The 23334-nt window shown below is 68.1% G+C and carries 17 protein-coding genes; 11 read left to right on the top strand and 6 right to left on the bottom strand.

Annotated features, from left to right (window positions below; all coding sequences use genetic code 11):
* Window positions 1-209 precede the first annotated feature (209 nt).
* The gene (locus tag C8D95_RS00565; RefSeq protein ID WP_109757212.1) at window positions 210-572 is read left to right on the top strand and encodes an ArsR/SmtB family transcription factor; all 363 of its coding nucleotides are present in this window, start codon (window positions 210-212) and stop codon (window positions 570-572) included.
* Here C8D95_RS00565 and C8D95_RS00560 read toward each other — a convergent pair.
* A complete protein-coding gene (locus C8D95_RS00560; protein WP_109757909.1) occupies window positions 547-1425 on the bottom strand; it encodes a LysR family transcriptional regulator in 879 nt (292 codons plus the stop codon). The genes C8D95_RS00565 and C8D95_RS00560 overlap by 26 nt on opposite strands.
* 145 nt (window positions 1426-1570) lie before the next feature.
* Here C8D95_RS00560 and C8D95_RS00555 point away from each other — a divergent pair, with 145 nt between their 5' ends.
* On the top strand, window positions 1571-2410 hold the full coding sequence (locus C8D95_RS00555; RefSeq protein ID WP_109757211.1) for a universal stress protein: 840 nt from the start codon (window positions 1571-1573) through the stop codon (window positions 2408-2410).
* Here the strand turns inward: C8D95_RS00555 and C8D95_RS21865 are convergent.
* Window positions 2404-3096, bottom strand: a complete 693-nt coding sequence (locus C8D95_RS21865) for an SIMPL domain-containing protein (protein ID WP_164721552.1) — start codon at window positions 3094-3096, stop codon at window positions 2404-2406. The two genes, C8D95_RS00555 and C8D95_RS21865, sit on opposite strands and share 7 nt — an antisense overlap.
* A gap of 90 nt (window positions 3097-3186) precedes the next feature.
* Here C8D95_RS21865 and C8D95_RS21860 point away from each other — a divergent pair, with 90 nt between their 5' ends.
* A complete protein-coding gene (locus C8D95_RS21860) occupies window positions 3187-6123 on the top strand; it encodes a hypothetical protein (RefSeq protein WP_170121465.1) in 2937 nt (978 codons plus the stop codon).
* Window positions 6124-6276: 153 nt separating this feature from the next.
* Here the strand turns inward: C8D95_RS21860 and hppD are convergent, their stop codons facing one another.
* Window positions 6277-7380, bottom strand: a complete 1104-nt coding sequence (gene hppD / locus C8D95_RS00540) for a 4-hydroxyphenylpyruvate dioxygenase (protein ID WP_109757208.1) — start codon at window positions 7378-7380, stop codon at window positions 6277-6279.
* Between the two features lie 132 nt (window positions 7381-7512).
* Here hppD and C8D95_RS00535 point away from each other — a divergent pair, with 132 nt between their 5' ends.
* The 6 genes from C8D95_RS00535 to rlmH all read left to right on the top strand — a co-directional run bounded on the left by C8D95_RS00535 (window position 7513) and on the right by rlmH (window position 17120).
* Window positions 7513-7974: an Lrp/AsnC family transcriptional regulator gene (locus C8D95_RS00535; protein WP_109757207.1), complete on the top strand. Its 462-nt coding sequence runs from the start codon at window positions 7513-7515 to the stop codon at window positions 7972-7974.
* A 10-nt stretch (window positions 7975-7984) separates the two neighbouring features.
* Window positions 7985-9985: a cation:proton antiporter domain-containing protein gene (locus tag C8D95_RS00530; RefSeq protein WP_109757206.1), complete on the top strand. Its 2001-nt coding sequence runs from the start codon at window positions 7985-7987 to the stop codon at window positions 9983-9985.
* A 107-nt stretch (window positions 9986-10092) separates the two neighbouring features.
* Entirely contained in the window at window positions 10093-11871 is a 1779-nt protein-coding gene (locus C8D95_RS00525; RefSeq protein WP_109757205.1) for an autotransporter assembly complex protein TamA, read from the top strand.
* Window positions 11871-16022: a translocation/assembly module TamB domain-containing protein gene (locus tag C8D95_RS00520; protein WP_109757204.1), complete on the top strand. Its 4152-nt coding sequence runs from the start codon at window positions 11871-11873 to the stop codon at window positions 16020-16022. The genes C8D95_RS00525 and C8D95_RS00520 overlap by 1 nt, the downstream gene beginning before the upstream one ends.
* A gap of 257 nt (window positions 16023-16279) precedes the next feature.
* Entirely contained in the window at window positions 16280-16642 is a 363-nt protein-coding gene (rsfS, locus tag C8D95_RS00515; protein ID WP_109757908.1) for a ribosome silencing factor, read from the top strand.
* A gap of 10 nt (window positions 16643-16652) precedes the next feature.
* Window positions 16653-17120: a 23S rRNA (pseudouridine(1915)-N(3))-methyltransferase RlmH gene (gene rlmH / locus C8D95_RS00510; protein WP_109757203.1), complete on the top strand. Its 468-nt coding sequence runs from the start codon at window positions 16653-16655 to the stop codon at window positions 17118-17120.
* Window positions 17121-17123: 3 nt separating this feature from the next.
* On the opposite strand, the gene C8D95_RS00505 is transcribed toward rlmH, so the two are convergent.
* The 3 genes from C8D95_RS00505 to glpK all read right to left on the bottom strand — a co-directional run bounded on the left by C8D95_RS00505 (window position 17124) and on the right by glpK (window position 20818).
* On the bottom strand, window positions 17124-17519 hold the full coding sequence (locus tag C8D95_RS00505) for a response regulator (RefSeq protein WP_109757202.1): 396 nt from the start codon (window positions 17517-17519) through the stop codon (window positions 17124-17126).
* A gap of 122 nt (window positions 17520-17641) precedes the next feature.
* On the bottom strand, window positions 17642-19273 hold the full coding sequence (locus C8D95_RS00500; protein WP_109757201.1) for an alpha-D-glucose phosphate-specific phosphoglucomutase: 1632 nt from the start codon (window positions 19271-19273) through the stop codon (window positions 17642-17644).
* A 63-nt stretch (window positions 19274-19336) separates the two neighbouring features.
* Window positions 19337-20818 carry a glycerol kinase GlpK gene (gene glpK / locus C8D95_RS00495; RefSeq protein WP_109757200.1) on the bottom strand — a complete coding sequence of 494 codons (1482 nt, stop codon included), beginning with the start codon at window positions 20816-20818 and terminating at the stop codon, window positions 19337-19339.
* A gap of 170 nt (window positions 20819-20988) precedes the next feature.
* Between glpK and C8D95_RS00490 the strand changes: the two genes are divergently transcribed.
* Both C8D95_RS00490 and C8D95_RS00485 read left to right on the top strand, forming a co-directional pair.
* On the top strand, window positions 20989-21816 hold the full coding sequence (locus tag C8D95_RS00490; protein ID WP_109757199.1) for an MBL fold metallo-hydrolase: 828 nt from the start codon (window positions 20989-20991) through the stop codon (window positions 21814-21816).
* A 32-nt stretch (window positions 21817-21848) separates the two neighbouring features.
* Window positions 21849-23258, top strand: coding sequence for an FAD-binding oxidoreductase (locus C8D95_RS00485; protein WP_109757198.1), 1410 nt, complete (start codon window positions 21849-21851; stop codon window positions 23256-23258).
* Window positions 23259-23334: the final 76 nt, after the last annotated feature.

Here is a 23334-nt window from a genome sequence, read left to right as displayed (position 1 = left end):
GGGCGATGTCTAGAAAGAGGGTGGTCGCGAGTCAAGCTGACGCAGGACCAAGGGTTTTCTGCTGTAGTCCATTGAATCGCATCGGTAATCACCAGCAAAGGAGGGCGAGGTTCAAAAGGTCGCGGCTTGAAGCATATTCAACCGTATGGTTGAGGTTTCGGCGCCTGACCCATTGACGTAACGCCTCCTCAGGCGTCAGATCCCCCGCCATGCCCGCGCTCGACAGCATCTTCCACGCGCTTGCCGACCCGACCCGGCGCCGCATCCTGACCATGCTCCTCGAGGATGACATGGCGGTCACCGATGTGGCGGATCCCTTCGAGATGTCGCTGGCGGCGATTTCGAAGCACCTGGGCGTGCTGACGCGCGCCGGGCTCATCAGCCAGGAACGGCGAGGCCGACTGACCTGGTGCAAGCTGGAGCCGCAGGCGCTGAAGGACGCGAGCGTCTGGATGCAGGGCTTCGGTCAGTTCGAACCGGTCGACCTGGACGCCTTCGAGGATTTCCTGAAGCGCGAGTTTTCGGAGCCCGACAGCGAGGAGGACGTCACCACTCCTTCGCCTCTTCCTTGAGGAAGGCGAGGAAGGCCTGGACCTTGGTCGTGCGGTGCAGGTCGACGTGGGTCACGATCCATGACGGCGAGGTCCATTCGGGTCGGGGCGGAATGACCTGAACGAGGCCCGGCACGTCGCCTGCCTCCCACCCGGACAGAAAGCCCATGCCGACGCCTAGGCGGATCGCCTCGATCATCGGTCCGAAGTCGGAGGCGCGGAACACGATGCGCTCCGGCGGGACCGTCGTCACGAGCCATCGCAGGAACGGTGCGTTCGACGACAGGTTGTCCTGCGCCACGAAGTCATGGCCTGCGAGATCGTCGTCAGACGCGGGGCGGCCGCGCCGCTGGATGTAGCCCTCGGAGGCGTAGAGGGCGACCTCCTTGGCGAGGAAGGGCTGGACCACGTTGTCGGGGTTCTGGGGCTTGCGCCCCGCGCGGATGGCGACATGCGCCTCGCCGTATTCGAGACGGAGCAGCTTTTCGCCGGTGATGTAGCGGACCAGCACCTCGGGGTGACGTTCGCGGAACCGAACCAGAAGCTCGGTGATGCGCTTCGACAGCGCCGGAAGCGAGGTCACGACAAGCTCGCCCGAGACCGCATCGCCCTGCCCCCGGATGCGGTTCACGAGTTGCGAGAACTGGTCGTCCGTCGCCTGCGCGACCTGGAGGAGGTCACGTCCCGCCTCGGTCGCGCTGTAGCCGCGCGCGTGGCGCTGGAACAATTTCACGCCGAGGCGCGCCTCGAGCGAGTCGATATGGCGGATGACCGTAGCGTGGTGGACGCCGAGCGCATCGGCGGCGCCGCTGACCGTACCGAGACGGGCGACATTGAAGGCGGTGCGGATTTCGTCCCACGTTCCTAGTGACATGGATGGGTTATGGTGCACGATCGCGCGAAATGCGAGAGTCATCGCGCAGGACCCGCGCTTCCGGCGCGCCCGCCCGGCTTGATCCAGCGCAAGGCGCGCGCCCCGTCCGCCGGCGCAGGATCGGTCCAACGCATGGAGGTAAGCTATGAGCTACAAAACCCTCGTCACCGTGGTTCGCGAGCCAGAGCTCGACCGCAGCCATCTTGACGCCGCCCTCGCCTTTGCCGAGGCGCAGGACGCGCATCTGCACATCCTGAGCCTCGGGATCGAGCACATCCCGCCCGAGGCCTTCTATGGCGGCACCACGCCCATTGCCATCCAGGGCACCATCTCGGACGCCATCGAGGAGGCAACGGCTGCCGAAGCCTTCGCCAACGAGCAACTCAAGCGCTCGGGCGCGAGAGGAGAGGTCCAGCGCGTCGTCGCGCAGATGGGGGCCGTGTCCCAGATCGTGGCCCAGAACGCGCAGCTTGCCGACCTGGTGATCCTGTCGAAGCCCTATGGCGAAGGCCGCAGCGGCGAGGATGTCGCGGTGCTGGAGGCGGCGCTGTTCTCGACCCGGACGCCTGTCCTCGTCCTCCCGCAGGGCAAGACGATCGTCCCGGCGCCCAAGCGGGTGGTGGTGGCGTGGAACCAGTCCGGCGAGGCGCTGGCCGCGATCCGGGCCGCCCTTCCCCTGATGCGCGAGGCCGACAGTGTCGAAGTTCTGGTCATCGATCCGCCGCGTCATTCCGCCGGGACCGCAGACCCCGGTGCGCCCCTGGCCGAGATGCTGACCCGGCACGGGATCGAGGTCACCGTGTCCGTGGTGGCGCAGACGACGTCAAAGGTGTCGGATACCATCACGCGTCATGCCGCCGATCAGGGCGCGGACCTGGTCGTGATGGGAGCCTACGGCCACTCCCGCCTGCTGGAGGCGGTGCTGGGCGGGGCGACGCGCAACATGCTCGAGAACGCCGCCCTGCCCATGATCGTCGCTCACTGAGCGGCGATGGAGAACACCACGGTGACGGTCACGACGGTCTCGATCTCGCCCCGCGCGATCGGGACATCGGAGGCCGCCATCCGCATCTCGGCCTGGGGATAGGGGAACGGCATCGGAGGCATCGTCGCCTCGGAGATCGTGGTGACCTCGCCGAGGGTCACGCCGCCCGCCGCGGCCAGGCGTTCGGCCTTTGCGCGGGCGTCGGCGACGGCGGCGGTGCGGGCCTCGTCCTCGAGCGGGCGCGGCTCGGCCACGCTGAACGACAGCCCGTTGATCGTGTTCGCGCCGGTCGTGACGAGCGTGTCCAGAAGCGCGCCGAGCGCATCCAGATCGCGAACCCGTATCATCAGGTCGTTGTTGGCGATGTAGCCGGTGATGCGTGCGCCGTTCTGGTCGCTGTGATCCCACCTGGGCTGGAGGTTGAGCGAGGAGGTCTGCACGTCGCGGGGTTCGATCCCCGCTTCGGTGACGGCGACGAGGACGGCGGCGGCGGCTTCGCTGGCGGCGGACATGGCCTCGCCCGCGGTCGCTGCCTCGCGCATGACGCCAAGGTTGATGACCGCCATGTCGGGCTCGGCGGCGATGCGGCCTTCGCCGGTGACGACGATGGTGCGCGCCTCCTGCGCGGAGAGGGTCATGGGCAGGGCGGCAAGGCCCAAGGTCAGGATCAGGGTGGCTAGTCGCATGGGGAATCTCCGGAACGGGACAACTGTAGTGACAGAACCTAATCCTCGCGCCGCGTCGGCGCATCCCCGCAAATTGGCGGCGCTCCATACGTGACGACCCCACGGAGCCATGCTATCTCCTCGGTCATGACGAGCCGCTGGGGTTACGATCTTGATATGTCCGCCATCCGGCTCATGCGCCGGGACGGCAAGACGTGGCGAGAGATCGGGGCCGTCAAGATCGACGGGCCAGACATCGAAGACCGGCTTTTCGCCATGTCCGCGCACATGGACGACCCGTCCGATCCGGTGATGCTGTTCCTGCCGCGCGACCAGATCCTTTACATGGATGTCGACATCAGCAGCGAGGATGCGGTCGAGGTCGACATCCACCGCGCGCTGGACGGGCGGACGCCCTATGTCCTCGACGAACTCGAGATCGACTGGGAGATGACGGCCCCCGGACAGGCGCGCGTCGCGGCCATCGCTCTGGAAACGCTGGACGAGGCGGCCGCCTTCGCCGAGGCGCGCGGCCTGCGCATCGCGGGATACTCGTCTCTGGCGGCGCGGTCCGATTTCCCCCGGCCGCCGGACTTCGGCCGGCCGAACATGATGGATGACCTCGACGAGCCGGTCGCAGTGCCGGTGGTCGAGGACGAGGTCCCATCCGAGGCGGCCGCACCCGAGGAGGCTGTCGAGGCGGTTTCGAACGTGGCGATGGACGTGGCGCCCGAAAGCGTCGCGCCGGTCGTGGACGAACCCACGGCCGAAGTGCAAGTCAGCTACGTCTCGGTGGGGCCGGCTGAGATTCCGGCTGCGGTCGTCGAGGTCGGCGTTTCCGACGAGATTCCGCTGGACGAGACCACGGAGGACGCGGGCACCGTCGTCGACCAGGACGTGGTGCCGGAGACCGAGACGGTCACAGACGACGAACCGACTGCGACGGCGGATGACGGTCTCGAGGTCTCTGCCGATGCGGAGGCCAGCGACGAGCCTGACGCTGAAGAGGCGGCTGACGAACAGAGCGAGCCGGAGGAGGCTGACGACAGGGCTTCGTTGCCTGCGGACGTCGTCAGGTCGCGCCTGATCCTCGGAAATCTCGCCGAAGATGACGAGGCCGCGCCAGCCGAGGACGATGCGTCGGAACCCGTGGTTCCCCATAATTTCCATACGAAACGCGAGACGTCGCGGCCGCCTTCGACGCCGGTGTCGTTCTCGCCCGACGCGATCGGCGAACCCGTTCTCAAGGTCGACGATCCCAGGCCGGTGATGACTGTGAGGCCGCGCAGCCTGGCTCCGCTCCACCCCGGTGTGCCAGTCAACGGACCGAAGGTTCCGCCGCGCGTCCGGACCGATATCGCGGCGGGGACGATGCGCCGGCAGGTGGCGAGCCTGACGCCTCCGGCAGCCGCCTCGGTTCGTGCGGCACCGCGCGCAGGCGGTACGATCCGCACGCTGGCGGTGCTGGCCGTGGCGTTCATCCTCACCATCGGGATCGCCACGCTGGTATGGTCGCTGCTGCCCCTGCGGCCGAGCGAAGCGACAGTTCCGACGGTGCCGCGCCCGGTGGCGAACGATCTGGGGGCAGTCACGCAAGTCGAGCCGGAGCAGCAGGCGGCGGTGGTGCCGGAGCCAACCGAGGCGCCCATCGTGGACGCAGCTCCAACCGTGGCGGCGACCGATCCCTTGACGCCGACCGCGCCGGAAGAGCGGCCTGCGGGCACTGCGGCGGCAGTGCCGGATGCGGCGGTCGGGACCGACCAAACGGCCGCGCTGGCCCCTGCCCCGGCAGAAGACGCCGGGCCGTCCGTCGATACGGCGGCCGTCGCGGCGCCGGAGCCGGACTTGCCTGTGCCCTCGGTCGAGACGACCGTGGCGGAAGTGCCGTCGGTGGCGGTGGATGAGGCGGAACCGACTGAACTGGCAGCACTTTCCCGTCCCGTCACGGCGTCCGCGCCGAAGCTGACGAAGCTGCTCCGCTCGGGCGAGGGGCGTCCGCTATATGATCCGCAGCCGCCCTTCGCGGTGGCGCCTGACGGGTTGTCGGCGATCATGACGGCGGCGCCGTTTCCCGGACCGGACACCGACGAGGACATCGCCGAGACGACGAACGACATCTATATCGCCTCGATCGAGCCGAGCGATCTGGCGTTCGACGCCATTGCGCTTCCCGCTCCGGCCGGTCTGTCGGGCGACAGGATTCCGACTGTCGAGGCCGCGCCATCGCCGCCGGCAGAGCCTGAGGACGAGGTTGCGGCGCTGCCCGAGGCGGCGCAGGCCGACGCCGACGCCGGGCTCCGGGCGGCCATCGACGCGGCGACCGAACTTGCGTTGTCGGAGGCGGAACCGGCAGTTGCAGCGGAGGCAGAGACGGTCGAAGACCCCGGTCTTCCGGCGCTGACGGCCTTTGCGCAGGGGCTGCCGGAGCGGCTTCCCAAGGGTCGCCCGGGCGGGTTCGTGCAGGAGATAGAACGACAGCAATTCAATGGCTTGACCCGTTCGGAACTGGAAGGGCGCCGCCCGCCGGGGCGTCCGGAATCGGCGCAGGACGTGGCGGTGCGGGAGCAGGACGCGGGCACGGAGGCGAGCGCCTTGGCGGTGCCGACGTCGCTGTCGCCAAGGGGTCGCCCGGACGCGTTCGAGGCTGTGGTCAGCGCGGCGCTGGTGCGGCAGGAAGCGGCGCGGCTGACGGCGTCGCTGGACTTCGAGACGCCGAACACGAGCGACGCCATCGAGGCGGCGCTGGAGCAGGACATCGAGCCTGAGCCGAGGCCGCAGGACACGCCACGGCTGGCCATTCCGTCGAACGCCTCGGTGTCGCGGACCGCGACCATCGAGGATGCGATCCGGCTGAATTCCCTCAATCTTGTCGGGGTTTACGGAACTCCGGCTGACCGCAGGGCGCTGATCCGGCTGCCGTCGGGGAGGTATGTGAAGGTGAAGGTGGGTGACCGGTTCGACGGCGGGACCGTCGCGCAGATCACCGACACTCAACTTCATTACCGGAAGGGCAACCAGACGGTTTCTCTGAGCCTGCCGCGCGGCTGACACGCGCCCTTAACCCGGGTCGTGACGCGACGCACGGCGGTGCGGCGGACCGCCGGAACTCTTTCTTCGACGACGTCAGAAACAGGGCGATCCGTGAGAAACGGCCTGTCTGCAGAGCGTATGCAAGGCGTCGCAGCGGTCAAAGGACCGCGCTCACTCGGCAGCGACGTCGCCGTAGTCGCCCTTGGCCATCTCCTCGGCCTCGATCGACTCGAAGAGCGCCTTGAAGTTGCCCTCGCCGAAGCCGTCGTCGCCCTTGCGCTGGATGAACTCGAAGAAGATCGGGCCGATGACGGTCTTCGAGAAGATCTGGAGGAGGATCTTCGTCTCGCCGCCGTCGACCACGCCTTCGCCGTCGATGAGGATGCCATGGGTCTTCATGCGGTCGATGGGCTCTTCGTGGCCCTCGACGCGGGTCTTCGACAGCTCGTAGTAGGCGTCGGGAGGCCCGGGCATGAAGCGGACACCGCGCGAGGCGATCTCGTCCACCGAGTCGTAGATGTCGTGGGCGCCGACGGCGATGTGCTGGATGCCCTCGCCGTTGTACTTCTTGAGGTAGTTGACGATCTGGCCCGTCTCGCCGCGATCCTCGTTGATCGGGATGCGGATCTTGCCGCAGGGCGAGGTCAGCGCGCGGCTGAAGAGGCCGGTGAACTTGCCTTCGATGTCGAAGAAGCGGATTTCGCGGAAGTTGAACAGGTCCTGATAGAAGTGGAACCAGGTGTCCATGTTTCCCTTGAAGACGTTGTGAGTCAGGTGGTCGAGGTAGTGGAAGCCCACGCCTTCGGGGTTGGCCTTGGTCAGCCAGTCGAACTCGGCGTTGTAGGGCGAGGTGTCGTAGTAGTCCTCGACGAAGTAGATCAGGCTGCCGCCGATGCCCTTGATGGCGGGCACGTCCATGACCTTGCCGGGGCCGGTGTATTCCTCGGCGCCTTTCGCGAGGGCGTGCTTCAGGGCGTGCTCGGCGTCAACGACGCGCCAGCCCATCGAGGGGGCGCAGGGGCCGTGCTCGTCGATGAAGGCGGCGGCGTGGGTGCCGGGTTCGGCGTTGATGAGGTAGCTGATGTCGCCTTGCTGCCAAAGCTCGACATTTTTCGAGCGGTGCCTCGCGGCGAGGGTGAAGCCCATGCGCCCGAAGAGGTCGCGGAGAACCTGCGGGTCGGGATGGGCGAACTCGACGAACTCGAATCCGTCGGTGCCGGCGGGGTTCTTGTCGGTGATGGTGGATCGGGGGGCGTCGTGCGGGAAGGGTCCCATGGCGGTCACTCCTGTTCGCTGTTGCCTATAATGTAGGCTGAACGGTGCGCGGAAACCGCGCATTCTGGCCTTTGTGACACATCTATATGCGCGAAAATTGCATTTCATGGTCACGTTACGCATGATGACCGCATGGCCAGTCTTGACGACACCGACTACAGGCTGCTGACGGCGCTTCAGCGCGACGCACATCTGACGTCGGAAAAGCTGGGCGAGGCGCTGAACCTTTCGGCGAGCCAGGTCGGGCGGCGGCGTCAGCGGCTGGAGGCCGAGGGGTATATCGAAGGGTATCGCGCGCGGCTTGCCCCCTTGAAGCTGGGGCTTCACGTGCAGGCTTTCGTGTCGGTGCAGATGGCGACCCATGCGCCCGACCAGGTGAAGACCTTCGTGCGCATCGTGGAGACGCGCCCCGAGGTCACGAGCGCGTGGACATTGACCGGCGAGGCCGATTATCTTCTTCGCGTGTACTGCGAGGATCTCGCGGCGCTCAACATCCTGATCCACCAGGTCCTGCTTCCGCATCCGGCCGTGGCGCGTGTCCAGAGCCAGATCGTGATGGACCAATTGAAGGCAGACGGCCCTCTGCCGCTGTAGCGAGGACGACATGGAAGGCTTTCTCTTCGAAGCCGCCGTCTATCTTCTGGCGGCCGTGATCGCGGTGCCCCTGTCGGTGCGGCTGGGGCTGGGATCGGTGTTGGGATACCTGCTGGCCGGCATCGTCATCGGGCCGATCCTGGGTTATGCGGGCCAGGCCGAGGACCTTCAGCACTTCGCGGAATTCGGCGTCGTGCTGATGCTGTTCCTGATCGGGCTCGAGCTGACGCCGCGGGCGCTTTGGGACATGCGGCACCGGCTGATCGGTCTGGGTGGGGCGCAGATCGTGCTGACCGCCGGGCTGGTGACGGGCATCTGCTGGTGGGGCTTTTCCTATCCATGGCAGACGGCCCTGGCGATCGGAATGATCCTGTCGCTGTCGTCGACCGCCATCGTGCTTCAGACGCTGAACGAAAAGCGGCTGATGCAGACGCCGGGCGGGCGGTCCACGTTCTCGGTCCTTCTGACGCAGGACATCGCGGTGATCCCGATGCTGGCGGTGCTGCCGCTTCTGGCGGTGGGATCGGGGATGGCGTTCAGCCCGGACGGCTCGATCCAGCGGCCGGGGGACGACGCGGCGGCCAGGCATGGAGCCGAAGGTGCGGGCGGGGCGGAACAGACGGCCGAGGCGGCGAAGGCCTTCATCGAGTCGCTGCCCGCCTGGGGCGTCACGCTGGCGACCTTCGGCGCGGTCGCGGTGGTGATCCTGTTCGGGATGTATGCGACGCGGCCTCTGTTCCGCTTCGTCCACTGGGCGCGGCTGCGGGAGCTTTATACCGCCTTCGCCCTGCTCCTGGTCCTCGGCATCGCCTTCATGATGCAGCTTGTCGGTCTGTCGCCCGCGTTGGGGACGTTCCTTGCGGGCGTGGTGCTGGCCAACTCGGAATTCCGGCACGAGCTGGAAAGCGACATCGAGCCGTTCAAGGGCCTGCTGCTGGGGCTGTTCTTCATCACCGTGGGGGCGGGGATCAACTTCGGGCTCTTGTGGCGGGATCCGTTGCAGATCGTGCTGCTGACGCTTCTGTTGATGCTGACGAAGGGGCTGGTGCTGTGGCTTCTGGCGGTCGTGTTCCGGCTGAAGGGGCGGAACCGCTGGCTGTTCACCCTGGGGCTGGCGCAGGCGGGCGAGTTCGGCTTCGTGCTGGTGTCGTTCTCGTCGCAACTGGGGGTGCTGTCGGCCAGCCAGAGCGGGCGGATCCTGCTGGTGGTCGCGCTGTCGATGCTGCTGACGCCCTTGTTCTTCATCGCCTACGAGCGGCTTCAGCACCGGATGGCGGGCGACGGCGTGGACCCGCGCGAGCCCGACACCATCGACGAGCAGCAGAAGGTCATCATCGCGGGGACCGGGCGGTTCGGGCAGATCGTCAACCGGCTGATCATGCTGGCAGGGATGCGGGCGGTCGTGCTGGACAACAACCTCGAGGCCATCGACACGATGCGGCAGTTCGGGGTGAAGGGGTTCTTCGGCGACCCGACGCGGCCCGAGCTTCTGCACGCGGCGGGGCTGAAGGACGCGCGCGTGCTGGTGGTGGCGCTGGACGACAAGGAGGCGGCGCTGCGGCTGGTGCGCTATGCCCGGCAGCAGAGGCCGGACCTGCACATCGTGGCGCGGGCGCACGACCGGGTTCATGTCTACGAGCTGGTCCAGGCGGGCGCCGACAAGCAGGTGCGCGAATTGTTCGACAGCAGTCTGCGGGCGGGGCGATACGTGCTGGAGGAGATGGGGCTGACCGACATGGAGGCTGCGCGGATCGAGCACTTCTTCTTCCGCAAGGACCGCGAGGCGCTGCGTGAGCTGGCGGCGCTTTGGAAGCCCGGCGTGCCGGTGAGCAAGAACCCGGCCTATGTCGCGCGGTCGCGCGAGCTGAACTCGGAGCTGGAGGCGGCGCTGGTGGAGCATCTGGATCAGGCGCAGGGGCCGGTGAGCGAGATGGATATGCGGCCCCGGATGCGGCCCTTCTCGACAGCGGCCGCGCAGCCTGCAGAGACCGAACAGGGGGCCGCCACCTAGGCGGCGGACCGGCGACAGTTCACCGAAACGTGGGGTCGCGCCCTGTCCCTTCGGCGGCGGGGACTATATCATCGGGTCGGGCAGGGTCAAAACCGGGAGGAGCGGCAGTGACGGCGAAACGGGTCTTGGGCGCGGTTCTTGCGCTCTGCACCTTCTCCACCGGCGCTCTCGGGTTCGAGATCAGGTTCCAGACTCCCGATACGGGGGACTCGTTGCGCGACGCGCTTTACGCGTCGTCGCTGACGGCCGCCGAGAAGGAGGAAGGGACGAACGATCCGCAGGACATCCTGGCTGCCGCGCAGGCGGATTATGCGCGGCTTCTGGGCGTGCTTTACGACAGGGGCCGCTATTCCGGCGTCATCTCGATCCTGCTCGACGGGCGCGAGGCTGCGGCGATCCCGCCGCTGTCGGCACCGCGGGCGGTGCAGGAGGTGACGATCCGCGTCGAGCCGGGCCCCGTGTTCCGCTTCGGCCGGGCCGAGATCGGTCCGCTGGCGCCGGGCACCGAGATCCCGGAGGAATATCGCAGGGGCGAGGTCGCGGGCGCCGCGGCCATTCGCGCCGCAGCCGAGGCCGCCGTGGAAGCATGGCGGTCGAACGGCAACGCCAAGGCGCGGGTTTCGGACGAGAGGATCGTCGCGCGGCACGCTCAGACGCAACTGGACGCGAGCCTGCGACTGACGCCGGGCCCCGTCCTGAGCTTCGGTCCGGTCCGCGTCAGGGGCAACGACGACACAAAGACGGCGCGCATCCTGAAGATCGCGGGACTGGAGGAAGGCCGGCGCTATGACCCAGAGGAGATCGACCGCGCGGTGACGCGGCTTCGGCGCACCGGCACCTTCAGCAGCGTCACCGTCGAGGAGGCCGAGGCGATAGGGCCGGGCAACACCCTGCCCCTGACCATCGGCGTCGTCGAGCAGACGCCGCGCCGCTTCGGCTTCGGCGCCGAGTACGGCTCGGTCGAGGGCGGGCGACTGTCGGCCTTCTGGCTGCACCGCAACTTCCTGGGCGGCGCCGAGCGGTTCCGCGTGGACGGCGAGGTGTCGGGCATCACCGGCGAGACCGGCGGCATCGACTACAGCCTCGGCGTCCGCTACGAGCGGCCAGCCACGCCGAAGGCCGACATCGACCTTTTCGCAGCCTTCTCGTTCGAGTCGCTGGACGAGCCCGATTTCACCTCGGACACGACTGAGTTCACTTTGGGCTTCACGCGCTATGCGACCGACGAGCTGACCGTCGAGGCGGGGCTCGGCTATCTTTACTCCGAGATCGTGGACGACTTCGGGCCGGAGACCTTCAGTCTCATCACCCTGCCGCTTGCCGCTGAGTACGACGCGCGGGACGTGCCCTTGAACCCGACCGAGGGGCTCTATGCCGACCTGACGGTGACGCCGTTCCTGGGTCTGGCGGGAACCACCGACGGAGCGCAGATGACCTTCGACGGGCGCGGCTATCGCGCGCTGGGCGGCACGATCTTCGCGGGGCGGTTGCAACTAGGCGCGCTGGCCGGGCCGAGCCTTGAAGACAGCCCGGCGATCTATCGCTTCTATTCCGGCGGGGGCGGCACGGTGCGGGGCCAGGATTACCAGTCGCTTGGCGTCGATACGGGCGGCGCCTTCACCGGCGGGCGCAGTTTCGTCGGTCTGTCGGCCGAGGCGCGGGTCAATGCGGGCGAAAACTTCCAGGTCGTGCCCTTCGTCGACTGGGGCTACATCGGCGAGGAAAGCTTTGCCGACTTCTCGGGCGAGAGCCACGCCGGTGCTGGTCTGGGCGTGCGGTACGTGACGGGCATCGGACCCATTCGGCTGGACGTCGCGACGCCGATCGCGGGCGATACGGAGTCGGCCAACTTTCAAATCTATGTCGGCATCGGGCAGGCGTTCTGATGCGGCGCGGTCTTCTTCTTGCCCTTGCGCTGAGCGTCGCGCTGCCCGCCGCCGCGCAGGTCACGGACGCGCCCGCCGACGAGGAGCCCGGCTTCTTCGACCGCCTGTTCAGCAGCGACGACTCTCCCGACGACGAGGCGCAGGGCGGGTTCCTCGAGCGGCTGATCGAGGACAACCTGTCCGGCGCGGGCCGGCAGGTCAGCATCACGGGTTTCGAGGGCGCGCTTGGCGGGCGGGCGACGATAGAGAGCCTGACCATCGCCGACGATGAGGGCGTGTGGCTGACCATCACCGACGCGGTTCTGGACTGGAACCGGAGCGCGCTGTTTGGGGGGCAGCTTGAAGTCTCGCAACTGACGGCGGACGAGATCCTGCTGCCTCGACTGCCTTCGGTGCCCGAGAGCGATGCGCCGACGCCCGAGGCCTCGGGGTTCAGCCTGCCGGAGCTGCCGGTCAGCATCGAGATCGGCCAGATCGCCGCCGCGCGGGTGGCCATCGGCGCTCCGGTGTTCGGGGCCGAGGCGGAGGTGTCGCTGGAGGGCGCCGTGAGCCTCGCGGACGGCGAAGGCGAAGCGACGCTTGCGGTCGAACGGTTGGACGGGCGCGGGGCCCTGACGCTGGAGGCGGCTTACGCCAACGAGACGGGCGTGCTGGCGCTGGATCTGGCGCTGGAGGAGGCGCTGGACGGTATCTTCGCCAATCTTGTCGATCTGCCGGGCCGGCCTTCGGTCGAGTTCGGCGTGGTCGGCGAAGGACCGGTGGACGCCTTCGCCGCCGACATTCGCCTGGCGACTGACGGGGCCGAACGGCTGACCGGGCAGATCGCGACAGCGGGCGGCGAGGCCGAGGGCGAGAGGCGCTTTACCGTCGACATCGGCGGCGACATCGCTCCGGTCTTCGCGCCGGACTATCGCCCGTTCTTTGGCGATGCGGTGGCGTTGCAGGCGGAGGTCACGCGCTTTCCGGATGGGCGCACGCTGCTTGAAGGGCTCGACCTGTCAGCGGGTGCGCTGACTCTGGAGGGCCGTGCGCTGATCGGCGCGGATGGGCTGCCGGTCGAGATCGCGGTCGAGGGTGCGATTGCGTCGGCAGACGGGACGCCCGTGCTGCTGCCCCTGCCGGGACCCGAGACGCGGGTGGACCGGGTGGATCTTGAGGTCTCTTACGACGCGGCGCAGAGCGAGGACTGGCAGGGCGCCTTCCGCATCGCCGGGCTGGATCGGCCGGGCTTCAAGGCAGAGGCGCTGGAACTGGACGGCACGGGACGGATCGCGCAGGGCGAGGACGGCGGGGTCACGGCGAACCTCGACTTCGCGGCGCGGCGGCTGGATTTCGGCAATCCCGACGCCGAGGCGGCACTGGGCGAGGAGGTCACGGGTGCTGCGCGGATCGAATGGGCCAAGGGCGGCGACCTGCGGGTGTCGGACCTGACGGTGACGGGCGAGAGCTATGGTCTGTCGGGCGACGCGGTGGTGTCGTTTCCCGAGGAGGGCGGGCCGGTCGCGACGGGCTCGGCCCGCGTCGAGGCGCAACGGCTGGCGGCGTTCTCGGGCCTTGCGGGGCGGCCGCTTTCGGGGGCAGCGGAGATTCAGGCAGACTTCACGGCCGAGCCGCTGTCGGGGACGTTCGACGTGGATCTTGAGGGGTCCTCGACCGACCTTGCCGTGGGACAGGAGATCGCGGACCGCATCCTGGACGGCGAGACGGACTTGAGCCTGCGCGCCGTGCGCAGCGAAGAGGGCATCGTCCTGACGCTGCGACGGATCGAGAGTGCCGAGGCGCGGGTGACGGGACGGGCCGAGTTGCGGTCTGGCGGCTCGCAGCTTTCGCTAGAGGCGCGGCTCGAGGATGCGTCGACGGTGCTGGAGGAATTGTCAGGGCCGGCGGTGCTGACCATCGAGGGCACCGAGGACGAGGAGCGCGACTGGGCGATCAACGCGACGCTCGACGGGCGCGATCTGGATGCGACGGTGGGCGGCCGGCTGACGGATTTGTACGAGGCGCCACGCTTCGACGGACGGATCGAAGCGTCGTCGCCCGACGTGAGCGCCTTCGCGGGCGTGGCGGGACTGCCGATCCGGGGGGCGCTGACGCTGGACGCCGAGGGCGGGCTGGCGTTCGACCTGTCGGACTTCGCGCTGACCGCGCAGGCGACGGGCGACGGCTTCGGCATCGGGCAGGCTCAGGCCGACCGGGTGTTCGCGGGCGCGTCCTCGGCGCGGGTCGAGGTGGCGGGCAGTCTGGAGCGGATCGCGTTCGATGTGTTCGAGGTGGCGACGCCGGTGCTGACGGCTTCGGGTGAGGGCGTCCTGACCGATGCGGCGACGGCGCCCCGGTTCGAGGGGCGGATCGAGGCCGCATCGCCCGACGTCTCGGCTTTCCGCGAGCTTGTAGGGATGCCGATCTCGGGCGCGGCGACTGTGGATGCCGAGGGCGTGCTGGCGTTCGACCTGTCGGAGTTCGACCTGCGGGCGGAGGTCGAGACGCAGGATCTTGGCATCGGCCAGCCTGATGTGGACAGGCTGCTGTCGGGGCGCGCGACGGCGAGGGTCGATGCTGCGGGCAGCCGCGAGGCGGTGACGGTGCGGCTGTTCGAGGTGCGATCCGACGAGCTTACGGCATCTGCCAGCGGGCAGATCACCGAGGGCGACAGTCTTCTGTCGCTGGAGGCGCGGCTGGCGGACGTCTCGCGCTATGCGGGCGGCATCTCCGGTCCGCTGTCGGTGACGGGACAGGTCTCGCGCAGCGGGACCGGACCCTTCACCGTCAATCTGGAGGCTGACGGGCCGGGCGGATCATCGGCAAGTGTCGAGGGCACGCTCGCCTCCGACGCCTCGACCGCCGACCTGGCGCTGCGGGGATCGCTGCCGCTTGGGCTGCTCGATCGTTTCCTTGGGGCGCAGAACCTGACGGGCACCGGCGGTTTCGACCTTCGACTGAACGGACCGCTGGCCCTGTCGAGCCTGACGGGTCAGGTGACGACGGCCAATGCGCGGCTTGTGTTGCCGAGGCTGAACCTGACGCTGGAGGATCTGACGCTGAACGCTCAGATCAACGGCGCCCAAGCCCAGATTTCGGCCACCGCGGCGGTCGCGGACGGCGGACGGGTGACGCTGGAGGGCTCCGTGGCTCTCGTCGCGCCCTACCCGGCCGACCTGACGCTGGTCCTGTCGAGCGTCGCGCTGTCGGACCCAAGGCTTTACGAGACGACGGCGGACGGGCGTATCACGATCACCGGTCCCCTCGCGGGGGGCGCGCGGATCGCCGGCTCCATCGAGCTGGGCGAGACGAACATCCGCATCCCCGCCTCGGGCTTCGGAGGCGCGGGCGCCATCCCCGAGATCATTCACATCGCGGAGCCGCCGCCCGTGCGACGGACGCGGGCGCGTGCCGGTCTTCTGGGGGAAAACGGCGGCGGCAACGGCGACGGTGGCGGCTCGGGTGCGGGCGGACCGGTCTATCCGCTGGACATCACGATCTCGGCGCCGAACCGCGTGTTCATCCGAGGACGGGGGCTGGAAAGCGAATTCGGCGGCAGCCTGCGCCTGACCGGGACAACGGCCGACGTCGTTCCCCTCGGGTCGTTCGAACTGATCCGGGGCCGGCTGGACATCCTCGGCAAGCGGCTGGAGCTGGAGGAAGCGCGCGTGACGATCCAGGGTTCGTTCGAGCCCTACCTCGACCTGCGCGCCTCGACCACCGCCGAGGATTACCGCGTGAACGTGCTGGTCACCGGTCCGGCAGGCGATCCCGACATCGCCTTCACCTCAAACCCCGATCTGCCCGAGGAGGAAGTGCTGTCGCGGCTTCTCTTCGGCCGCGGGCTGGAGACGCTGAGTCCGTTTCAGGCAGCGCAACTGGCGCTGGCCGTCCGCACGCTGGCCGGTCAGGGAGGCGAGGGCGTGGTCAGCCGGGTTCGCGAGCAATCGGGGCTGGACGACCTGGACATCGTGACGGGAGAGGACGGCAACACCGCGGTGCGGGCGGGGGCATATCTGTCGGACAATCTCTATACCGACGTGACCGTCGACAGCGAGGGCGAGACCGAGGTCAATCTGAACCTGGACCTCACGCCATCCGTGACGGTGAAGGGCGGATTCTCGAACGACGGCGAGACGAGCCTCGGCGTCTTCTTCGAGCGTGACTATTAAGCCACGGCATCGCGGAGGGCCAAGTCGCTTTTCCAACGTCGTTATTCGGCGCGGACGTCGAATTTCCGGGCAATCCGCTGGCCGACGGGGCGGATCCGCGCATGGTCGGGGCGGCATGTTGGAATCGCCACATTGCGATGTTACATTGGAACCGGCGGGCCCCGGCGCCGTTTTTCCGTGGTGAAACGTAGGAGGACGATGTCCTGTCCCAGGTTCAAGACGCGGCCAGCGTGGCCGCCGGAACGGCCGGTCCTGTGATGACCGGCACCCTTTCGAGCGACGAACTGCTCGTCCACATCCTCGCAACGCTGGAAGACCTCAAGGCCGAGGAGATCGTCAAGATCGACCTTCGCGGCAAATCGAGCATGGCCGACTGGATGGTTATCGCGACGGGCCGGTCTTCCCGGCAGGTCTCCTCGATCGCGGATGCCGTGGTCGACAGGCTGAAGCAGGATCACGGGCGGCTGTCCAAGATCGAGGGCAAGGAAACCGGCGACTGGGTGCTGATCGACGCGGGCGACGTGATCGTCCACGTCTTCCGCCCCGAGGTGCGCGAGTTCTATCAGCTGGAAAAGATGTGGCTGTCGCCGAAAGAGGCAGCGGCGACCGGCCGGGCCTGACCCCAGGGTTATGCGCGTCAAGATCGCGGCGGCCGGCCGTCTGAGGGCCGGCGCCGAGGCCGACATGGTCTCGGACTATCTCACGCGGTTCGACCGAACCGGGCGCGCGCTGGGGCTCGGTCCCGCAACCATCCACGAAATCGAAGCGAAGAAGGGCGGCATGGTGGCCGAGGCCGACCTGCTTGGCCGCGCGGTTCAGGGCGCCGATGTCGTCGTGGCGCTGGACGAACGCGGCCGGGTGATGACCTCGCCCGAGTTCGCGGCGATGCTGGCGGACTGGCGCGACCAGGGGCGCGGCGAGGTCGCCTTCATCATCGGCGGCGCCGACGGCATTCATCCGGCGCTGCTGGAGGCCGCCGATGCGCGTTTGTCCTTCGGGATGATGGTCTGGCCGCACATGCTGGTGCGCGTGATGCTGTCCGAGCAGCTTTATCGGGCCGCCTCGATTCTGGCAGGCGCGCCCTACCACAGGGACTAGGCGTCAGGCGGCGTAGGTGTGTCGGGCCTGGAGAAGCTGTGCGCAGATGACCTCGACGGCAGGCCGTGCATAGGGCTTTTCGAGGCAGGGCTCGTGGAAGCCCATGGTGCGGACGATGGCGGCAGGCTCACGCGAGGTGACGACGCCCGGGATCCCCGCGCGCCGCAGCCAGCGCGACAGGTCATCGGATGGCAGGCCCAACAGCGAGGCACCGAAGATCACCGCGTCGACATGCGCCGCGTCGCCTCTGAGGGCGCGGAGCGCCATCGCGGGGACCACGGCGATGGCCGCGACCTCGTGGCCCAGATCTTCGAGAATGCATTCGATGTCGATGGCCGCGACGGTATCGTCCTCGGCCAAAAGGAAACGGAGTCTGTCGTCGGAACCGTGCAGTGTCATCGGTCGCCCCCAGGGTTCAGGGTTTGTCGGATCGTCCCACCACTGACCCAGCCATAGCAGATTCGCGTGACGGTTGCGCGACATTCGCGCGACAGGGCGGTGGACGTAGCGGAAAGCTGCCGTCAGGTCGTGACGTCGGGAGCGGTCCGGCCGGTGTGACGCTCGATTCCCGCGATTTGATCGGCGGTCTCGACCACCTGCGTCAGAGCCTCGGCGGCGGGGCGTTCCAGCTTCGACGGGTCGCTTTCGACCGCCTCGAGATAGACGCGCAAGGTCGCGCCCACCGTCCCGGTGCCTGACAGGCGATAGACGATGCGGCTGCCGTTGTCGAAGAGGATGCGGATGCCCTGCCCTTCCGAGTGCGAGCCGTCGACGGGGTCGTCGTAGGCGAATTCGTCAGCCGCGCTGACGGTGCCCGCCGGAAAGGTCTGTCCCGCAAGCCCGGGCAGGCGCGCGCGGAGGTCGTCCATCAGCGCGTTGGCGCGGGCGTTCTCGACCGCCTCGTAGTCGTGGCGGGTGTAATAGTTGCGGCCGAAGCGCTGCCAGTGCGCACGCATCAGGTCGCCGACGCCTTGTCCCGTTTCGGCGAGGATGTTGAGCCAGAGCAGCACCGCCCAAAGCCCGTCCTTCTCGCGGACGTGGTCGCTGCCGGTGCCGGCACTTTCCTCGCCGCACAGGGTCACCTTGCCGGCGTCAAGAAGATTCCCGAAGAACTTCCAGCCGGTAGGCGTCTCGTAGCAGTCCAAACCCAGCGCCTCGGCGACGCGGTCGACGGCGCCGCTTGTCGGCATGGAGCGAGCCACGCCCTTGAGGCCGCCTGCATAGCCGGGGGCGAGGTGCGCGTTCGCGGCGAGGACGGCGAGGCTGTCGGAGGGCGTGACGTAGAGCCCGCGCCCGAGGATCATGTTGCGGTCGCCGTCGCCGTCGGAGGCGGCGGCGAAGTCGGGGGCGTCCGGACCCATCACGAGGTCGACCAGCGGCTTGGCCCAGATCGGGTTCGGGTCGGGATGGCCGCCACCGAAGTCGGGCATCGGTGTGCCGTTGACGACAGTGCCCTTCGGCGCGCCGAGGCGGCGTTCCAGGATCTCTACGGCATAGGGGCCGGTCACGGCGTGCATGGCGTCGAAGCACATGGTGAAGCCGGAGGCGAAGAGGTCGCGGATGGCTGCGAAGTCGAAGAGGCTCTCCATCAGCGCGGCGTAATCGGCGACGGGGTCCACGACCTCGACCTCCATGCCGCCGAGAGTCGTCGTGCCGGGTGTCGAGATGTCGATGTCCTGCGATTCGACGATCGCGTATGAGGCGAGTGACGTCGTCGCGTCGAAGATGCGGTTCATCAGATCTTCCGAACCGGGACCGCCGTTCGGGCCGTTGAACTTGATGCCGAAATCCTCGTCTGGACCGCCCGGGTTGTGGCTGGCCGAAAGGATGATGCCGCCGTCGGTCTCGCGCTTGCGGATCAGGTGCGAGGCGGCGGGGGTCGACAGGATGCCGTCCTGCCCGACGATCACCTTGGCGGCGCCCGAGGCCGCCGCCATTCGCAGGATCACCTGCACCGCGCGGTCGTTGAAATAGCGCCCGTCGCCGCCGACGACGAAGGTCTTCCCCTCTGCGCCGCCGATGCCGTTCCAGATCGCCTGCACGAAGTTCTCGAGGTAGTGCGGCTCCATGAAGGTGCGGGTCTTCTTGCGCAGACCCGAGGTGCCGGGCTTCTGGCCCTCGATGGGCTGCGTCTTGACGGTCAGGCTTTGCATCTGGTGTCTCCCCTCGCACCACTCGCACCTAGCGAGGGTTCAGTCCCCGGCAACCCCGGCAGGTCAGACGGACATCGTCGCTGCCACGGCCTTCTTCCAACGCGCGTATTTCGTGTCCCGCTCGTCCTTGGGCATCGTCGGCTCGAAGCGGCGCTCCAGCGCCCAGCCTTTCGAAAAGCCCTCGGCGTCCGGATAGACGCCCGCGCGCATTCCCGCCAGCCAGGCCGCGCCGAGCGCCGTCGTTTCCAGCACCTGCGGGCGGTCGACGGGGGCGCCGATGATGTCGGCGAGAAACTGCATGGTCCAGTCGCTGGCTGTCATGCCGCCGTCGACGCGCAGGACGCCTTCGCTGTCGTGGCCCATGTCGCCGCGCATCGCCTCGAGAAGGTCTCGGGTCTGGAAGCCCACGCTTTCGAGCGCGGCGCGCGCCAGCTCCTTGCGGCCCGAGTTGCGGGTGAGGCCGAAGACCGCGCCCCGGCAATCGGGATCCCAGTAGGGCGCGCCCAGGCCGGTGAAGGCGGGCACGAGGATCAGCGACTGGCTTGCGTCCGCGCCTTCGGCCATCGCCTGCGTCTCCTTGGCGGCCTCGATCAGTCCCAGCCCGTCGCGCAGCCATTGCACCACAGCGCCGGCAATGAAGATCGAGCCTTCGAGCGCATAGGTCGGCTTGCCGTCCAACTGATAGGCGATGGTGGTCAGAAGCCGGTTGGTCGACCGGACCGGCGCATCGCCCGTGTTGAGCAGCGCAAAGCAGCCCGTGCCATAGGTCGACTTCATCATGCCGGGCGAAAAGCACGCCTGACCCACGGTCGCCGCCTGCTGGTCGCCCGCGACGCCGAGGATGGGGATGTCGCCGCCGAAGACCGTCGTGGTGCCGAAGTCGTCGGCACAGTCGCGGACCTCGGGCAGCATCTCGCGGGGGACGTCCAGCAGTTCGCAGATCGTCGAGGACCAATCGCCCTTGTGGATGTCGTAAAGCATCGTGCGCGCGGCGTTGGTCGCGTCGGTGACGTGCGAGCGTCCTTCGGTCAGACGCCAGATCAGCCAGCTATCGACCGTGCCGAACATCAGCCGGCCGATGCGGGCGCGGTCGCGGGCGTCCTCGACCTGATCGAGGATCCACTTGGCCTTTGTCGACGAGAAGTAGGGATCGGCGATCAGGCCCGTCTTGGCGGTGATCGTCTCTTCGTGACCGTCGGCCTTCAGCCTCGCGCAGTAGTCCGCCGTGCGGCGGTCCTGCCAGACAATGGCGTTGTGCAAGGGTTTGCCGGTGTCGCGGTCCCAGACCAGCGTCGTTTCGCGCTGGTTGGTGATGCCGATGGCGGCGATGTCGGCGGCGGTGGCGCCGGCCTTGTCCATCGCGGCGGTCGCGGTCTCGACCACCGTGCGATACAGGTCCTCGGGATCGTGCTCGACCCAGCCCGACGCCGGGAAGTGCTGGGGGAACTCCTGCTGGGCAGAGGCCACGATACGGAGGTCGGCGTCGAACAGGATCGTCCGGCTGGAGGTCGTGCCCTGGTCGATCGCCATAACGTAGGTGGTCATGCTGTCCCTCCCTTTGGGGCGCAGTCTGTCCAAAGCCTTGGCACTTCGCAACTGCGTGCCTGCCGCTTCATCTCTTCCCCATCATGCAAGCCCGCTCCTGCCGTCCCTCACCCGCTCGTGATTGGCGCTGGCCGACCTGTCCGCTAGGCTTTGGCACAGGAGGTTTCCCCATGCTCCGACTGACCCTTGCCGTCGCCCTCGTTACCGTCGGCCTGCCCGCGCTGGCGCAGGACCGGATGCCGAGCCACTGCATCGCCATCGCCGACGCCTCGCCCGAACTTGTCTGGCGGGCCGCATGGTCCGACCCCCTGCCCGACGCCGAGACGGTGCGGATCTCCTATGTCGATCACTCGATGTACCTGATCCAGACCGAGGGCGGGCTCGACGTCATCACGGACTTCAACGGGTTCACGGGCTCGGGCGGTCCGCGGCCGGACGTGGTGACGATGAACAACTCGCACAGCAGTCACTGGACCGCCATTCCCGACCCGTCGATCCCGAACATTCTCGAGGGCTGGCGGCAGGAGGGCGCGCCGGCCGACCACTACCTCGATTTGGGCGAGATGCTGGTCCGGAACGTGACCACCGACGTGCGGGGCGGCTTTGGCGGCGACCGGATCACCGACAACAACTCGATCTTCATCTTCGAGGTCGCCGGTCTCTGCATCGGGCATCTCGGACACCTTCACCACGAGCCGTCGGACGAGACCTATGCCGCCATCGGGCGGCTGGACGTGGTGATGGCGGCGGTGGACGGCGGCATGACGGTCGACATCCCGACGATGATCCGGATCGTGAAGCGGCTGCGGTCCTCGGTCGTCCTGCCGATGCACTGGTTCTCGGGGCCGTCGCTGGAGCGTTTCCTTGTGGGCGTTTCGGACGAGTTCGCGGTCGACGTCCGTGACGGCAGCGAGATGGAGGTGTCGCTGCGCACCTTGCCGTCGCGGCCGACGGTTGTCGTGCTGCAACCGGGCTTTCTGGCACCCTCGCTGGATTGACACTCTCGGGGCCCGGACCTACCGCTTGGCCCATGCTGACAGACGCCGACCAAGCCTTCGCCGACGCGCTCGCCCTTCGTGGCGTGACCGTGAAACCCGCCGCACCCAATTACCTGGAAGAGCCGCGCGACGTCTATCATGGCCGTCCCGGCTTCGTGGCGCTGCCGTCCGATACCGACCAGGTATCCGAGGTGGTGAAGGCTTGCGCCGCTGCGGGAGTGGGGATCCAGCCCTATGGCGGCGGCACGGGTCTTGTCGGCGGGCAGGTTTCGTCCGAGGGGCCCGTACCGCTGATCGTCTCTCTCGAACGGATGAACCGCGTGCGCGCGATCTATCCCGAGGAAGATACCATCGTCCTCGACGCCGGCGTGACGGTGTCCGAGGCGCAGGCGGCGGCCGAGGCGGCGGGGCGGCTGTTTCCGGTCAGCTACGGCAGCCAGGACAGCGCGAGGATCGGGGGCGGGCTGGCGGTGAACTCGGGCGGGCTGAACGTCCTGCGCTATGGCATGGTCCGCGACGTGTGCCTCGGGATCGAGGCGGTGCTGCCGGACGGCTCGATCCTGAACGGGCTGAAGCGGCTGCGGAAGGACAACACGGGCTACGATCTGCGCCACCTGCTGATCGGGTCCGAGGGCACGCTCGGCATCATCACGGGAGCGGCGATGCGCCTGTTCCCGCGCCCCGCGCAAATCGCGACGGCCTTCCTCGTCGTGCGCGACCCAGGCGCGGCCATCGCGCTTCTTACGCTCTTCCGACAGCGGGCGGGCGAGGCGGTGTCGGCCTTCGAGCTGATCTCGCGCACGAACTTCGACATGATGGCCGAGACGCATCCCGAGGCGCGTCAGCCGTTCGAGACGTTCCCGGAGTGGGCGATCTTGACCGAACTGGGCACCGGCCCCGGCGCGGACCCCGAGGAGATGATGACCGCACTCTTCGAGGATGCCTTCGAAGCCGGCCTCGTCAGCGACGGCGCGGTGGCGCAGAGCGGGCAGCAGCGCGCCGACTTCTGGCATTTCCGCGAGACCATCCCCGAGGCGAACCGCCGGATCGGCGCCATCGCGTCGCACGACATCTCGCTGCCGCTGTCCGAACTCGCAGGGTTCATCGCCGAGGCGCCGGAGGCGATCGCCGCGATCGCACCGGGCCGCATCGCCTGCTTCGGCCACCTGGGCGACGGCAACCTGCACTACAACCTCTTCCCGCAGAGGGGCGACACCCGCGACGCCTACATGGCGCGGTCGCACGACGTGTCGGACCTTGTCCACGAGATGGTCGTCGCGCGGGGCGGCAGCTTCAGCGCCGAGCACGGCGTGGGCCGCAAGAAGGTGGGCGAACTGCAACGCTGGGGCGACCCCGCCAAGCTGGCCGCCATGCGGGCGATCAAGACGGCGCTCGATCCCAAGGGCATCATGAACCCCGGCGCGGTGCTGCCCCTCCTCTGACCGTGGCTTCCCTGCCGCGTCCGGGGAACTGCGTGACCAAGACGCTTGCGACAGCGCCGGGCGCCTGCCAAGGTTT

Source organism: Silicimonas algicola, assembly GCF_003148765.1.
Lineage (GTDB): Bacteria > Pseudomonadota > Alphaproteobacteria > Rhodobacterales > Rhodobacteraceae > Silicimonas > Silicimonas algicola.
Note: the sequence above shows the minus strand (reverse complement) of the source record. Positions and strands in the feature narration are given on the sequence as shown.